This window comes from Candidatus Binatia bacterium (assembly GCA_023150935.1).
GTDB lineage: Bacteria > Desulfobacterota > Binatia > HRBIN30 > HRBIN30 > JAKLJW01.
Genome location: JAKLJW010000008.1, coordinates 34,201 through 49,070, shown reverse-complemented (window position 1 = coordinate 49,070; position 14,870 = coordinate 34,201). Strand labels below are relative to the sequence as shown.

Below are 14,870 nucleotides of genomic sequence, written 5' to 3'. Positions count from 1 at the left end.
GAGACCCGCATCTCGCGACGACGGAGCCGGGGCAAGTGGCAGGGGACGATAGAGAAACCGAGCGTCTGTGCATCAATACAATCCGGACCCTGGCGATCGACGCCATCCAGAAGGCCGGCTCGGGGCATCCCGGGCTTCCTCTCGGAGCGGCGCCCGCCGCCTACGTGCTCTGGCAGCGACATCTGCGTCATAACCCCGCCGATCCGTCGTGGCCGGACCGCGACCGTTTCGTGTTGTCGGCCGGGCACGGGTCGATGCTCCTCTACGCGCTGCTTCACCTCACGGGCTACGCCGTGTCGATGGACGACCTGCTCGCCTTCCGGCAGTGGGAGAGTCGCACGCCCGGGCATCCGGAGATGCTCTTGACCCCGGGAGTCGAGGCCACGACCGGGCCGCTGGGGCAGGGGACCGGGAATGCCCTCGGCATGGCGATAGCCGAGCGCATGCTCGCGCATCGCTTCAACCGACCGGGGCATCGGATCGTCGACCATCGGACCTACGTGCTGGCCTCCGATGGCGACCTGATGGAAGGCGTCTCCGCCGAAGCCGCCTCGCTCGCCGGCCACCTGCGGCTGGGCAAGTTGATCGTCGTCTACGACAGCAACCACGTGTCCCTCGACGGGCCGACCACCCTGGCCTTTTCCCGCGAAGACGTCGCCGCGCGCTACGCCGCCTACGGATGGCAGGTGCTGCGCGTCGCCGACGGCAACACCGACACCGCGGCGATCGACAACGCGCTGACCGCCGCGGAGGCCGACGCCGAACGGCCGAGTTTGATTATCGTCGAAACGACGATCGGCTACGGCGCGCCACACAAGCAGGGCAAGTCCGAGGCGCACGGTAGCCCGCTCGGCGTCGAGGAAGTCGCGCTGACCAAGACTAACCTCGGCTTCGATCCGGAGGAGAAGTTTCTGGTTCCCGAGGCGGCGCTGGCACACTTCCGCGGCGCGGTCGATCGCGGTGCCCGGTTGCAGGCGGAGTGGCAGAAACGTTTCGATAGCTGGGCGGCGGCGTACCCCGACCTTGCGCGGGAGTGGCGGTGCGCCGGGCGCGGAGAACTCCCGGACGGCTGGGACGGCCAGTTGCCGGTATGGAAGGTAGGCGACGCCGTGGCGACGCGGGTTGCGGCCGGCAAGGCGATGAACGCCGTTGCCGCGCGGGTGCCGTGGCTGGTGGGCGGCGATGCCGATCTGTCCAGCTCGACGATGACCGCGATCGCCGATGGCGGTTCGTTCGACGGGCAGACCGGTGCGGGTCGCAACCTGCACTTCGGCGTGCGCGAACACGTCATGGGAGCGGCGATCAACGGTATCGCCTATCACGGCGGCCTGCGCGCGTTTGCGGCGACGTTTTTCTGCTTCTCGGATTACATGCGCCCGCCGGTGCGGCTGGCGGCGTTGAACGCGCTGCCGGTCATCTACGTGTGGACACACGACTCGATCGGTGTCGGCGAGGACGGACCCACTCACCAGCCCGTTGAGCAGCTCATGTCGTTGCGGGTAATTCCCGGCCTTACGGTCATCCGCCCGGCGGATGCCTTCGAAACCGCGGCGGCATGGCGGTGGACGATGGCATACCGCGATGGACCCGTGGCCCTTATATTGACCAGGCAGAAGGTGCCGGTTCTCGATCGTCGCGAGGCGCTCCCGGGCGGTGGATTAGATCGCGGTGCGTACGTCATTGCCGAGTCAGCAGGCGGCGCCCCGCAGGCGATCCTGATCGCCACCGGTTCCGAAGTCGAGGTGGCGTTGGCGGCGCGCGCGGCGCTGGCGCGCGACGGCCTCCGCGTGCGCGTCGTGTCGATGCCGTCGTGGGAGCTGTTTGCGGCGCAGAGTGCCGAGTATCGGGAGACCGTCCTGCCGCGCAACGTGGCCGCCCGGGTGTCGATCGAGGCCGGGGTCACGCTCGGCTGGGAGCGCTGGATTGGCGCTCATGGCCGCGCCATCGGCGTGGATCGGTTCGGCAGTTCGGCGCCGGGCGACCTGATCTTCGAGAAGTACGGCGTTACGGCGGCCGGCGCGGCTCGCTCGGTGCGGGAACTGCTCGGCCTCTGAACCGCGGTGGGCGGAGATCGTTGCGCGGGACGGCGAGGTTGTCCGCCGGCTGCGCGGAGGCGACTTTCGATAAACGGTGGCGCGGGCGCTTCGCCGGGGAACCGATCGGGGTTCGAGTCGGCAGGCCTTGTGAGCCCGAACGGGGTTAGAACCGATCTCGGCGGCGATCTGCCTCGCGTCCGAAGCCGGCCGAATCTCGCCGCGGTGCCCGCACCGGGCGCAGCGGATTCTCCGAGGCCGCGCTAGTTCTTCGAAGGGCTGAGGCGGCCGCGGCGGTGGACGTTCGGGCGACTGCGACGAACGGGTTGACTACCCGCTCGGGCTTCGGCGCGCATATCGAGGATCGCCCGCCGCGCGGCGCTCGGGTCGAGGCCAAGCGATTCGCAGACGATCGCAAAGGAGAACGGGGAACGGCGCTGTTTGCTCATCACCCAGTATTCGGCTTCGGCACGAATTTGCGGCACGTGGCTCAAGACGCTGCGGATGCCGTCTTCCAGGACGGCCAACATCAGGGCCTTGACCCCCGTGGGTTGCCCGACGCGCGTTTCGCCACCACAGACCGGAGTGAGTGTGCGCAGGGCGGTGAGTCCGGGCCACGCCGTTTCCTTTTCTTCAACGAGCCTCGACATCGATCACGTACCTCCTGAGATCGCTGTGCCCCTCACTGTCGTGCCGCTGCTGCGCGGCGGTTACAGCACACCGCGTGGGCCAACTCAAGCCGGTTGGAAAGCTTTTTCTCGGCAAGCACAAACCCCCCGCCGGGGGGCCCGGCCGTCAGGTTTCGATGCCGAGGTGCTTCAGGGCCGTCGCCTTCGCCCAGCGGTAGTCGGCTTTCCCCGACGGACTCCGCACCATTTCGTCGACGAAGACCACCGCCCGCGGCAGCTTGTAGCGCGCCAGGTGTCGGCCGCAGAAGTCCACCAACTCTTGCTCGGTAGGTTCTTCCCCGGCACGGGCCTGAACGACGGCGGTTACCTGTTGGCCGAAGCGCTCGTTAGGGGTGCCGACGACCACGGCGTCGTACACCGACGGGTGATGCTTGAGGGCCTTTTCGACCTCCTCGGGATAGATCTTCTCGCCGCCGGAATTGATGCTCACCGAACCGCGCCCCAGCACGACGATGGTGCCGTCGGCGGCGATGGTGGCGTGGTCGCCGGGAACGGCGTATCGCGTGGCGCCGATCACCGGGAACGTCCTGGCGGTCTTCTCGGCGTCCTTGAAATATCCGAGGGGGACGTGGCCGCTTCGCGCGAGCCACCCCGACTCTTCGCTGCCCGAGGTCAGGCGCCCGCTCAGGTCGTGCGTGAGTACGGTGGTTTGTTCGTTCATCTGGAACGACCCGGTAGTCGGCTTCATTCCGGCCATGGTGATCTGGGTGCCGTGTCCGCCGGTCTCGGAGGCGCCGAAGCCGTCGATGATCATTATCTGCGGGATGCGTTCGAGGAACGCCTGTTTGAGGGCGGGGGTGAGAATCGCGCCGCCGGACAGGATTACCGCCAGCGACGACAGGTCGTAGTCGTGCTTGGCCAGTTGATCGATGAGAGGGCGACCGAAGGCGTCCCCGACGATGGTCAGAAACGTCACCTTCTCGCGTTCGATGGTCGCCCATATGTCGTGGGCGTCAAGGTGGCCCGGCTTGTCCTGGATGATCACGGTCCCGCCCTGATGCAGGCAATTGAAGGCCATCCAGTGCGAGGCGCCGTGCATGAACGGGGGGGCCGGGAGCGCGCGCAGCGAACCGCTGCCCGCGGCGGCCAGCACGGTGTCCATCGTTTCGTGCTTTGGAGCCCCCGGTGGATGCCCGCCGAGTGCGCCGAAGAAGATGTCCTCCTGCCGCCACAGCACGCCCTTGGGCATGCCCGTCGTCCCGCCGGTGTACAGGATGTAGAGATCGTCGGGGGACCATAGCAGGGCCGGCCGCGCGTCCGATGACTGCCGCAGGGCGGCCTCGTAATCGACCGCGCCCGGGAGGAGAGGATTGCCCGACTCGTCTTCCACCTGGATGAGCGATCGGAGATGCGGCAACTCGGCCCGGATTTGTTCCAGAACCGGCGCGAACCGTGCGTGGTAGACCAGCGCTCGGCAGTCGGCGTCGTTGAGCAAATAGATCAGTTCGTCGGCGACGTAGCGGTAGTTGACGTTGAAGGGGGCGACGCGAGCCTTGAACGCGCCGATCATGGATTCGAGATACTCGTTGCCGTTGTACAGGTAGATGCCGAGGTGGTCCTGGCCGGACTCGTAGTTCTGCAATTGGTCGCGTTCGCGATGGCAGCCGAGCCCCTGACTGACGAGGAAGTTGGCGAGCCGCCGCGTGCGCAAGTTCAGTTCCCGCCACGAGTCGCGGCGCTTACCGAAGACGAGACATTCGCGTTCCGGAAAGGCTCCGGCCAGTGCTTCGTTGATGTCGGCAAGCGTAAAGGCCATGGTGTTCGGTGTCTCCTTTGCGGGGATGATCGTATCGGCAGCGGCCGGCATCCGGTGCCGCGGCACCGGCAACCTCTACCTCGTTTGCCAGCCGCCGGAGGCGAATTCAAACCGGGGGCCGAGTCCCCAGGGCCACGGCATAGTCGGGGACGGAGCCTCGATACGCCGCCAGAAGAAGGCGGCTACTCGGCCCGAACGGATTCCGGGTTCCGTAATGCCTGAAAACCGTTCGCCCCTCGGTGAACGACTTTGCCGTGGCCCCGGCCGGGTCCCGCCCGGGACCGGGTCGCACCAGCTCCAGAGGCAGATCGAGCCGCAGCGCGCTGGATGTCTGCACGTCGATGGTGTGGCCGAATAGCGGCGCTCCGATGCTCACGCCGACGTCGAGGTCGTACGGCAACTCGCCCAAAAGCAGCATCGGCGCCGCCCCCGGCAGGAGACGGCGCTTCGCTATACGCACCGGAAGCTCGATATCGAGATGGCCGTCGCCGCCGGGTACGGTCGCGTTCACGATTACCGCGCCCCCGGCCTCGGCGCCTCCGGGGAAGGTGAGCCGGTAACGAACGCGCCCGACCCGTACAGGGTTCGAATCGGGGTTGCGCACCGTCAGCACGATGGTGGCCGCGATCTCGCCCTCGCTCAGAGCCGTCACAGTCGACGCCCGGAGGGTTACCGTCGGTAGGGCCTCGGGATGCCTCCAACCGACAAGGCTGCACCCGGCCATGGTCGAAGCGACCAGAACGGGCAGCACGGAAGTAAAAGGTTGGGGAAGACGCATGCGCGTGATTCTCGGCGCGGTCGCTCCGCTAACACCGTGCCCCAACGGGGTCAAGGCGAGGTCACCAATGCGGCTCCCGAGGCGTCGATCAGTTCCTCGACGCGGGTCACCATGGCCGCCAGCGGTTCCAGCCCCATGTTCCAGAAACCCGGATCGCGGATGTCCAGTCCGAACGGCCGCAGGAGGGCGTCCGGTGGCGCCGAACCGCCGGCCGCCAGCAAGTCGAGATACCGCGGCACGAACGACGAGCCCTCGCGGCGGTACAACTCGTACAGTGCGAGGACCAGAAGCTCGCCGAACCCGTACGCGTAACAATAGAAGGGCGTGTGAACGAAGTGCGAGATGTAAGCCCACCACCAGCGGTAATCCTCGGTCAGCCGCACCGACGTGCCGTAGAGCGCGGCGTTGGTGTCCTGCCAGAGCGTACAGATGCGGTTGCGCGCAAGCTCGCCCTCGGCCCGCCGCGCGGCGTGCAGCCGTTCCTCGAAGCGGGTCAGCGCGACCTGCCGGAAGACGGTCGCGATCGCGTCCTCGATCTTGCCGCAGAGCAGGCCGAGTTGCGCGGCCCGGTCCGTTTCGCCGCCGAGGAGGTGCTCGAAGACCAGCATTTCGCCGAAGACACTGGCGGTCTCGGCGAGCGTCAGGGGAGTATCGGCCTGCAGGTAGCCGCGCGGTTGCGAAAGATACTGGTGGACGCCGTGACCCAGCTCGTGCGCCACCGTGAGCACGTCGTGGCGCGTGCCGGTGTAGTTGACCAGCACGTAGGGATGCGCGCTGGTTACGGTGGAGGCACTGAAGGCGCCGCCGCGTTTGCCGTTCCTGACCTCGGCATCTATCCAGCGGCGCTCGAAGAACCACGTCGCCAGCTCGCGCATACGCGGCGCGAAGCCGCCGTAGGCGTCGAGCACGATCTCGCGGCAGCGTTGCCACGGTACCGCCGCGTTATCCGCCGCCACCGGCGCGTAGCGATCGTAGTCCAGAAGCTCGTCGAGCCCGAGCAGGCGGCGCTTGAGGGCGTAGTACCGGTGGACAATGTCGTGCCGCGCTTCGCAGGCGTTCATCAACGCCTCCACCGTCCCGGCGTCGATCTCGTTCGCGAGGTGACGGGCGGACATCGGCGTCGTAAAACGCCGCAAGCGATCGTCACCGGCGTGGTCGTGCACCAGCGTGTTGAAGACGAATCCGATGACGAGCTGGTTGTCTTGCAGTCCCGCGGTCAGGGCCGCCGCTGCCGCTCGCCGCACCTCCCGGCGCTCGTCGTAAAGCAGGGCGAGCGTCTCGCTCTCGTTGAGCGCCTTCGACTCGCCGTCGACGGTTACCTCGAACGACAGCTCGGCGACCAGCTCGTCGAAAAGCCGGGCGAACGCCCGTGCCCCCGTGTTGGCCTTGAGTTCGAGGACCCGCTCCTCCGGTTCGGACAGCACGTGCGGCCGGTAGCGGCGCAGGCTCGCCAGGAAATGGCGGTAGCGCGCGCACTCGGGGGCCTCGATTATTCGCCTGGCCGCGTCATCTTCGAGGGCGATCCACTCGAGCTCGAAGAAGATCAGCTCCCGCCTGATCGCCGACGCCAGGTCCTGGGTGTGGGCAACCAGGGCGCCGTGCTCCGCGACGGTGGCGTCGGCCGCGTGCAACAGATCGGCAAAGACGACCGCCCGGCCGACCTGCTCCAGGATCGCTTCGAGGCGGGTTACGGCTTCGAGGACCACGGCGGGTGCCGGCCCGGGTGTCGTTCCGATGCGGCCCCGGAAGTCGCCGGCGAACTGCTGTGCGGCGGCCATGGCCGCGTCGAGATCGGCGGCGAGGCGCGGGTCGGCGGGGCCGGCGTAAAGATCGCCGAGGTCCCAGGTGACGCCCGCGGCCGGCGAGTCATTCGTTCGAGTCATTGTGCACGTCCTTCCTGCCGGCCTTGAGGCGGCGGCGGGCGTTGGCTAGAAGCCTCTCCACTTTCGCGGCAAAGGACAAGCGTTTCATGGCAAATCTCAAGTCGAAGCATGTCGTGTGGCACCCGGGCATGGTCACCAAGGCCGATCGCGAGGCGATCACCGGACACAAGTCGTGTACCCTGTGGATGACCGGACTCCCGGCCTCCGGCAAGTCGACGCTGGCCGTCGCGCTCGAGAAGGCGCTCTGGGAGCGCGGCGTACACTCCTTCGTGCTCGATGGCGACAACGTGCGGCACGGACTCAACAAGGACCTCGGGTTTTCGCCCGAGGACCGCAACGAGAACATCCGTCGCATCGGCGAGGTTGCCAAGCTGTTTACTACCGCCGGGGTCATCAATGTCACCGCCTTCATTTCGCCGTACCGCAGCGATCGCGACCGTGTCCGCGCCATCATGGAACCCGGCGAGTTCGTCGAAACCTACGTCGAGTGCAGTGTCGACGAGTGCGAGCGCAGAGACCCCAAGGGCCACTACAAGAAAGCTCGCGCGGGGGAAATCCCGGAGTTCACCGGCATCTCGGCTCCGTACGAGGCCCCCGAGCGGCCCGAAATCACGGTGCAAACCCACCGCCAGACGCAGGAAGAAAGCCTCGCTGTCATTCTGTCTTACCTCGAGGCCAACGGCTACATCCCGCGCGCCGAGTGACGGCGCTCAGTCACGGCCGATTTCAGCCACCGAGCGGTACGAGTCCCAGCCCCGGCATTGCGGGCAGTACGCCACCCAGGCCTGACTCTGGCGGCTGCAGTTGCGGCAGCGGTACGCCCACGGCGCATCGTTGACCAGGGCGTAGGCAGCCACCGCCCGTTCCAGCGCGCCCCGGCGCCGGTGCACTTCTCCCCAGAGGTGGTGGAGCAGCGCGGCGTGGCGGGGCGGCGACTGCAAGCCCTCCAACGCCCGCGCCGCCTCCTCCGGCTCACCGTCCAGAAGGCTCAACTGCGCAAGCAGCAAGAGCACGCTGTCCGGCTGTACGTGATCCGCGCGCAACTTGCGGAGCAGGTTGCGTATTCGCTCCCGATGCGCAGGCTCGTTTGCCATCGCCGTCAGCCGCTCGACGAACACGGTCCGCGGCGCTGCCCGCAACGCTCGTTCCCACAACACTGAAGCCTCGTCGCTGCGCCCCGCCCCGAGCAGCGCGTCGCCGAGACCGACCAGCACCGGGACACTAACCACCCGGCCCTCTGCGAGCGCCTCGAACGCCGCAACCCGTGCCGGTGCATCCTTTAGATCCACCGCCGCGGCGTAACGCAGGACGACCAGATGGTCCCGCTCGCGAGCCATCTGTCTCGGATCGCTCAACGTCGCGATCCACGCCTCGTGTACGGAGGCGGCGTCCTGCCAGCGCCCGGCGTCGATGTACGCGTCCCGCAGTGCGCGCAGGCCGCGTGCGGCGCGCGGGTGCAAGGCCCGCAGCCGTTCAAGAGTTTCTATGGCCGCACCGCGGTCGCCGTCGGCCTGCTGTGCCTCCGCCAGAGCCAGAAGCACGTCGGGGTCGGTATGGTGATCGCGCGCCTTTTCCATGAGCAGGGCCCGCGCCCGCCCGACCTCGCCGGCCTCCCGGTACGAGGCCGCCAGGGCCACCAGCGGGGACGGGTCGTCCGGCCGGGATCGCCAGGCTCTCTGCAGCAGGCTGCGTCCCCGTTGCGCATCGCCGCGCCACACCAGATCTTGTCCGGCGGCGGTCCATTCCATGACTCGATCGCTGCGTCGCTCGCGTCGGCTCGGCCCCCAGCCGGCAACGGTCCTCCAGCCCGCCTGCAGCAGGAGCACGAGGACCACCAGAATTACTCCGCCCGTGAACGCCGCTACCAGCAACGTGACGACGTGCACCTGTTCGAGACGGTGGACCGGTCCGTAATGGAAGTCCACGTGGGTCGGATTGACCGAGGCCAGGTAGACCACCCCGAGCACCACGAGCAGGCCGACGACGATGGCGAACAGCCGGCGCATATCTCGTCACCCGGGCGCGAAGATTCAGCGCCCGTGACCGGCCAGGCGCAGATCGTTGGCCTGACTGCGGTAGGGCTCGGGGAGCGCGACGCGGGGGGCCCGCGCCCACAGCCGCTCGAGATCGTAGAACTCGCGCACCGGCTCGTAGAAGACGTGGACGAGCACGTCGCCGAAGTCGAGGATCACCCACTGACCGGCGGTGTATCCCTCGATCGATAGGGGCTTGAACCCCACCAGACTCAGGTTTCCCTCGATCGCCTGGGCGATCGCCTGGACCTGTGTGTCGGAACGGCCCGTGCAGATCAGGAAATAGCTGGCGAGCGAAGTCAAAGCCTCGACGTCCATCAGCACCAGGTCGTACGCCTTCTTCTCGAGCGCGAAACGGACGCACTGGAGGGCCTTTTCCAGCGAGCTGTTGGACGTCAATGCGACACCGCTTCCGGCGCGTACAGCCCGTGCCGTCGAATGTATCGGAGGACAGAGTCGGGGACGAGGTAGCGAACCGACGCCCCGGTGGCGAGACGCTGCCGGATGGCCGAGGCGGAGATGTCGAGGGCGGTGATCGGTTGGAAAATGACTTTCGTACCCCTGTGATGCTCCAAGATTCCCTGTTCGGGCTGATACCAGAACTGCCGTCGCACGGCAACGGGCAAGATGAGGCGTGCCGGCGGGTCGGGCAACGGTGGCCGGGAAGTTACCACCAGGTCGCAGAGCTCGAACAGTTGGGCGTAACGCTTCCACGTTTCGATCTCGCGGAAGGCGTCCATGCCCAAGATGAAGGTGAGGTGCGCCTCCGGCATGGCCGCGCGCAAGGCCAGTAACGTGTCGACCGAGTACGAACGGCCGCCACGGTCGATCTCCAGCGTGGAGACGCGGAAGCGCGGGTTGCCGGCAATGGCGAGCCGCACCATGGCCAGCCGAGCGGCCGCCGGGGCCAGGTTGTCGGCGCCCTTGTGCGGCGGCGTCGCGCTCGGCACGAACAGAACCCGGTCGAGCGCCTGCGCCTGACCCACCTCCTCCGCACAGCGCAGGTGCGCGAGGTGAATGGGATTGAAGGTGCCGCCGAGTATGCCGATCCTCACCGCCCGCCGGCGGGGCGCTCGGCGGCGTCGATGCGCCGCGCTGTTCACGCCCGGGACTTCATTGCCGAATCTGGCCGCTGCCGAGCACCGTGTACTTGTATGTGGTCAGCTCACGCAGTCCCATCGGACCGCGTGCGTGCAGGCGATTGGTCGAAATCCCCACTTCGGCGCCGAAGCCGAATTCGTAGCCGTCGGTGAAACGCGTCGAGGCGTTGACGTAGACGGCGGCCGAGTCGACCTCGGCGAGGAACCGCCGCGCGTTACCGTAATGCTCGGTGACGATCGCGTCCGAGTGACCGGTGCCGTAAACGGCAATGAAGTCGATCGCCTCGTCGAGCGAGTCGACTACCTTCACCGCCAGGATGAGGTCGAGGTACTCGGTCCGCCAGTCGTCTTCGGTCGCCGCATCGACCGCCGGCACGATCGCTCTGGTCCGATCGCAACCGCGCAACCTTACTCCGGCGTCGGCGAACGCCCGCAGCATCGCGGGGAGGAAGCGCTCGGCCACGGCGGCGTGGACCAGCATGGTCTCCATGGCGTTGCAGACCCCGGGCCGCTGCACCTTGGCGTTGAAACAGATCCGTTCCGCCATGGCCAGGTCGGCGTGCGCGTCGACGTAGGTATGGCAGACCCCGGCATAGTGCTGTACCACCGGGATCTTCGACGACTCGGTGATGGCGCGGATCAGGCTTTCGCCGCCGCGCGGAATAATGACGTCGATGTAGGTGCTCTGCCGCAGCAACACCTGGACCGCCTCGCGGTCGGTCGTCGGCACCAGTTGGATGGCCGCGGCCGGGAGGCCCACGGCGGCGGCCGCGGCCGCGAGCTCGCCGGCGATGGCCCGGTTGGTGATGATCGCCTCGGACCCGCCCCGCAGGATCGTGGCGTTGCCCGCCTTCAGGCACAGGGCCGCCGCGTCGGCGGTTACGTTGGGGCGGGATTCGTAGATCACGCCGACGACGCCGAGCGGGATGCGCACCTGACCGATCTCGAGACCGTTCGGCCGCTTCCATTGCGCGATCGTTTCACCGACCGGATCGGGCAGGGCGGCCACCTGCTCGACCCCCGCGGCCATCGCCTCGATCCGCGCCTCGTTGAGGGTCAGCCGGTCGACGAATGCCGCCGACATGCCGGCCTCTCGCCCTCTTGCCACGTCGTCTCGATTGGCCTCCAGCAGTCGGGCTCCGGCCCGGCGCAACCGCCCCGCGGCGTCGCGCAGGCAGCGGTTCTTCGTCTCCGTACCGGCGGTAGCCAGCCGCCGCGCCGCCTGCCGCGCCTCGCGGCACAGCGCCACCACCGTTTCCTCGACGTGCATGCGCGGACGATACCGCATCGACCCCAAGAGGCAAGGGGCGCGGGTTCACGATCGTATAATGGACCCCGCGCCGTTGACGGCGGGCGCCGGTCGCCGTAAGCACGGGGCGCCACTCCCCGGTCCTGAGTGCCGGTGGCGTCGCAATGCAGCCAGGAGGACCGGCCGTGAGAAGCGTAAAGCGCGTGAAGGGATTGTGGATCGTGACGATTGTAGCGACGCTGGCGTCGCCGGCGTCGGCGCTCGATTTGATCGTTCGCCAGCGTGTCACCAACGCCGGCATGGGCACGCCGCCGGAGGAGTCGACCCAGTACTGGTCGGGCGGCAAGATGGCCGTCGATACCAGGGCGATGCGGCTCATACTGGACCTTGACACCGATCGCCTGACCTTCGTGAACAAGGAAGACAAGACCTATTACAGCGAGAGCTTCGTGGCCATGCGGGAACGCGTGCGCGGGGTGCGGGTGCACATGGACAAGATGCGCCGTCAGCTCGAACAGCAGATGGCGGAAATGCCCCCGGAAGCCCGCGCCCGTGCCCAACAATACCTGGGTAAGATGGGCGGGGGCGAGGGCGGCATGGCCAACTCCCCGGCCGCGGAATTGAAACCCACGGGCAAGACGGAACGGATCGCCGGTTACGAGACCAAAGAATACGCCGCCCGCAGCGGCGACTCGTCGATCGAGGCGTGGGTGGCCGAGTCGTTGCGCCTGCCGCCGGGTTACGCCGAGAAGGCCGTGGCGGCGACGAAAGACCTCGGCGAAGGCTGGGACATGGCTCGCGTGATGGAAACGCTGGCCAGCGTGCAGGGCGTTCCGCTGCGCACGACCATCGATTGGGGCGCCGGAGGGGAGCGGACCTCGACGACGACCGAGGCCATCGAGGTAAAGTCGGAAACCCCGCCGGCCGACGTGTTCGCCGTCCCCGCCGGCTTCAAGAAGATCGAGCCGCCCCAGCTCGACGCCCTCGAAAAGCCCGAATAGGCAGGACCCAACCCGCCGCAGAGCGGCGCCGGCTGCCGCCCCGCACTTGCCCGGGTTCGGTGCGCCGCGCGTACGAAGTGCCGCTACCGCTCCGCCTCGATCGGATTCGAGACCAGTTCGGCCTTCGTCTTGCCGGTGCGCGGCGCGCAGGTGGTGAGCACCAGCGGCGCCTTGCCGGCGGAACCGTGCCCGTCGGCGGAGCGTACGTTGAAGACGTAGGCGTCGGCCGGGGCGTCGATGACGAGGCAATCGCCGCGCCGCGTCGCCGGCGTGTTGTCCGCCGCTTCGAGCACAACCTGCGTTCCCCCCACGGACGCTTCCCGGCGGATCGCGAGGGGAAACGCCGTGACGCTGTGCAGCTCCACCCGGGCGCCGTCGAGCCGGTCGTAGTAGTCGAAGTCCGTGCGAACGAAGACGCGCGCGTTGTCGGCGGAGAGGTTGTCTTTCACCCGCGAGGTCGTTTCCTCCCAGAAGCGCGGCGGCCCGGTGTCGAGGTGCAGGAAGTTGCCGCTACGGTAGTACCCGGCGCCGCCGACTTGTTCGGCGCGCAGGTCGGTCCAGAGCCGCTTCAAGTTGACGCCGGTCATTGCCACGTCCGCGGCAAGGCCCTGGGTGTGCAGCGAGGTTTGCGCCGCCAGCGCCCCGGCCGAGCGGATTCCTTCGTTGTAGTCCGGACTGCGATATCCGGAGACGAGGGTCATCGTCCGTGGCCGGTAGTGGGTTTGTACGTAGCCGAGCAGCTCGATCAGTCGCAGCGATATGCGGCCTTCGCGTCCGTCGCCGCGGGAACGGAAGAAGTGCCGGATCTCGGCCAGCGCCGCCGGATCGTAAGTGCCGTCGGGGCGGCGATAGCGAACGTCGAGGACGCTGTTGAAGTGGGCGTGGCGGAGCCGTAAACGGCCGTCGCCGTGGACGAAGAAGCGGGGGGGGCGTGGGGGCGTGAGGGCGTGGGGGCGTGGGGACGTGGAGGCGTGCGGGGGGTGGGCGCATGCGGTGCCGGCGGCGACCGCGAGCGTGACCATTGCGGCGAGAATGGGGCGGTTCACCGGCGGATCATCTCCGGGGTGCGGGAGACGTCTTTGGTGATGTTCTTCTGGTGCGCCTCGTTGGTGCCGCCGCCGATCTCCAGCAACTTGGCATCGCGCCACAGGCGTTCGACGACGTACTCGCCGATGTAGCCGTAGCCGCCGAGGACCTGAATGGCGCGGTCGGCGATGTCTTTGGCGATGCGGGCGGCGAACAGTTTAGCGGCGTCGGCGTCGGCGCGGTTGCCGAAGGTGCTGGGGTCGAGCCGGCGCGCGACATCGTAGACCAGGGCGCGGGCGGCTTTGAACTCGGCGTACGAGTTGGCGAGGTGGGCCTGAACCTGACCGAAGTCACGGATGGCGGTGCCGAACGCCTTCCGCTCGTTGGCGTAGCGGAACATGACCTCGACCGCGCGCATGGCGATGCCGAGCGACATGGCGGCGAGGGTCAGACGTTCCATCTCGAGGTTCCGCATCATGTGTTTCATGCTCTCGCCTTCGTGGCCGATGAGGTTGCCGGCGGGCACGATGCAGTTATCGAAGACCAGCTCGGCGGTCATCGAGGCGCGCATGCCGAGCTTGTCGTGCAGGCGCTGGCCGAGGGCGAATCCGGGAAATCCCTTCTCGATCAGGAAGGTGCTGATCTTGCCGTCGGTCTTGGCGTAGACGAGGAAGACGTCGCCGAGGGTGTGGTCGTCGACAGCGCCGTTGGTGATGAACATTTTGCGGCCGTTGAGGACGTAGTGATCGCCCTGGCGGACGGCGGTGGAGCGCATGCCGAGGACGTCGGTGCCGGCGTCCGGTTCGGTCATGCACATGCCGCCGATCCACTCGCCGCTGATGGCTTTGGGCAGGACGCGGGCAAGCTGGGCGGGGGTGGCGTTGTGGGCGAAGTTGTGGGCGAAGAGCACGGCGTGCGCCAGGTACGAGAGGCAGAAGGCGGGGTCGGCATACGAGAGGGCCTCGTGGGTCATGACCGCGGCGGTGGCATCGAGTCCGGCGCCGCCTTCGCTTTCGGGGATGGTGAGCCCGAGCAGGCCGAGTTCGCCGGCGCGGCGGAACAGGGCAAGGTTGAAGCGCTCGTCGCGGTTGTAAGCGGCGGCTTGCGGTTCCACCTCGTCGCGGACGAAAGTGTGCAGAGTGTCGGCGAGCATGCGGTGTTCGTCGGTGGGGGCGAAGAGATCGAAGCTACGCCACGGGGGCGCGCCGTGTTCTGCAGGCATGAGTACGGTCCTCCGGGCCCAGAGAATACGCAAACGGAGGGCGGGGACAATGGCTGGGGGCTTGGGGCGTGAGGGCATGGGGGCATGAGGGCGTGGGGAC

The 14,870-nt window shown here is 67.7% G+C and carries 13 protein-coding genes; 3 read left to right on the top strand and 10 right to left on the bottom strand.

The window, feature by feature from the left end; translation table 11 throughout:
* The first annotated feature begins 35 nt into the window (after window positions 1-35).
* Window positions 36-2,054: a transketolase gene (tkt, locus tag L6Q96_07230; GenBank protein ID MCK6554363.1), complete on the top strand. Its 2,019-nt coding sequence runs from the start codon at window positions 36-38 to the stop codon at window positions 2,052-2,054.
* Window positions 2,055-2,296: 242 nt separating this feature from the next.
* On the opposite strand, the gene L6Q96_07225 is transcribed toward tkt, so the two are convergent.
* From L6Q96_07225 to L6Q96_07210, 4 genes are all read right to left on the bottom strand, one after another.
* On the bottom strand, window positions 2,297-2,683 hold the full coding sequence (locus L6Q96_07225) for a hypothetical protein (protein MCK6554362.1): 387 nt from the start codon (window positions 2,681-2,683) through the stop codon (window positions 2,297-2,299).
* 145 nt (window positions 2,684-2,828) lie between these two features.
* Complete coding sequence (locus tag L6Q96_07220; protein MCK6554361.1) at window positions 2,829-4,478, bottom strand: acyl-CoA synthetase; 1,650 nt, start codon at window positions 4,476-4,478, stop codon at window positions 2,829-2,831.
* Window positions 4,479-4,584: 106 nt separating this feature from the next.
* The gene (locus L6Q96_07215; GenBank protein MCK6554360.1) at window positions 4,585-5,256 is read right to left on the bottom strand and encodes an LEA type 2 family protein; all 672 of its coding nucleotides are present in this window, start codon (window positions 5,254-5,256) and stop codon (window positions 4,585-4,587) included.
* 50 nt (window positions 5,257-5,306) lie between these two features.
* Window positions 5,307-7,139 (bottom strand): M3 family oligoendopeptidase, encoded by a 1,833-nt coding sequence (locus L6Q96_07210; GenBank protein MCK6554359.1) that lies wholly within the window; start codon window positions 7,137-7,139, stop codon window positions 5,307-5,309.
* An 86-nt stretch (window positions 7,140-7,225) separates the two neighbouring features.
* Between L6Q96_07210 and cysC the strand changes: the two genes are divergently transcribed.
* Window positions 7,226-7,843, top strand: coding sequence for an adenylyl-sulfate kinase (cysC, locus tag L6Q96_07205; protein ID MCK6554358.1), 618 nt, complete (start codon window positions 7,226-7,228; stop codon window positions 7,841-7,843).
* Window positions 7,844-7,849: 6 nt separating this feature from the next.
* On the opposite strand, the gene L6Q96_07200 is transcribed toward cysC, so the two are convergent.
* Genes L6Q96_07200 through L6Q96_07185 form a run of 4 tightly spaced genes read right to left on the bottom strand, consistent with a single transcriptional unit; the run spans window position 7,850 to window position 11,542 of the window.
* Window positions 7,850-9,145 (bottom strand): tetratricopeptide repeat protein, encoded by a 1,296-nt coding sequence (locus tag L6Q96_07200; protein ID MCK6554357.1) that lies wholly within the window; start codon window positions 9,143-9,145, stop codon window positions 7,850-7,852.
* 24 nt (window positions 9,146-9,169) lie between these two features.
* On the bottom strand, window positions 9,170-9,571 hold the full coding sequence (gene rsfS / locus L6Q96_07195) for a ribosome silencing factor (protein ID MCK6554356.1): 402 nt from the start codon (window positions 9,569-9,571) through the stop codon (window positions 9,170-9,172).
* Complete coding sequence (nadD, locus tag L6Q96_07190) at window positions 9,568-10,227, bottom strand: nicotinate-nucleotide adenylyltransferase (protein MCK6554355.1); 660 nt, start codon at window positions 10,225-10,227, stop codon at window positions 9,568-9,570. Before nadD ends, rsfS begins: the two co-directional genes overlap by 4 nt.
* Window positions 10,228-10,285: 58 nt before the next feature.
* The gene (locus tag L6Q96_07185; protein ID MCK6554354.1) at window positions 10,286-11,542 is read right to left on the bottom strand and encodes a glutamate-5-semialdehyde dehydrogenase; all 1,257 of its coding nucleotides are present in this window, start codon (window positions 11,540-11,542) and stop codon (window positions 10,286-10,288) included.
* A gap of 164 nt (window positions 11,543-11,706) precedes the next feature.
* Here L6Q96_07185 and L6Q96_07180 point away from each other — a divergent pair, with 164 nt between their 5' ends.
* Entirely contained in the window at window positions 11,707-12,522 is an 816-nt protein-coding gene (locus tag L6Q96_07180) for a DUF4412 domain-containing protein (protein ID MCK6554353.1), read from the top strand.
* 83 nt (window positions 12,523-12,605) lie between these two features.
* Here the strand turns inward: L6Q96_07180 and L6Q96_07175 are convergent, their stop codons facing one another.
* Window positions 12,606-13,568, bottom strand: coding sequence for a DUF882 domain-containing protein (locus L6Q96_07175; GenBank protein ID MCK6554352.1), 963 nt, complete (start codon window positions 13,566-13,568; stop codon window positions 12,606-12,608).
* Window positions 13,565-14,770 (bottom strand): acyl-CoA dehydrogenase family protein, encoded by a 1,206-nt coding sequence (locus L6Q96_07170; protein MCK6554351.1) that lies wholly within the window; start codon window positions 14,768-14,770, stop codon window positions 13,565-13,567. The genes L6Q96_07175 and L6Q96_07170 overlap by 4 nt, the downstream gene beginning before the upstream one ends.
* Window positions 14,771-14,870: the final 100 nt, after the last annotated feature.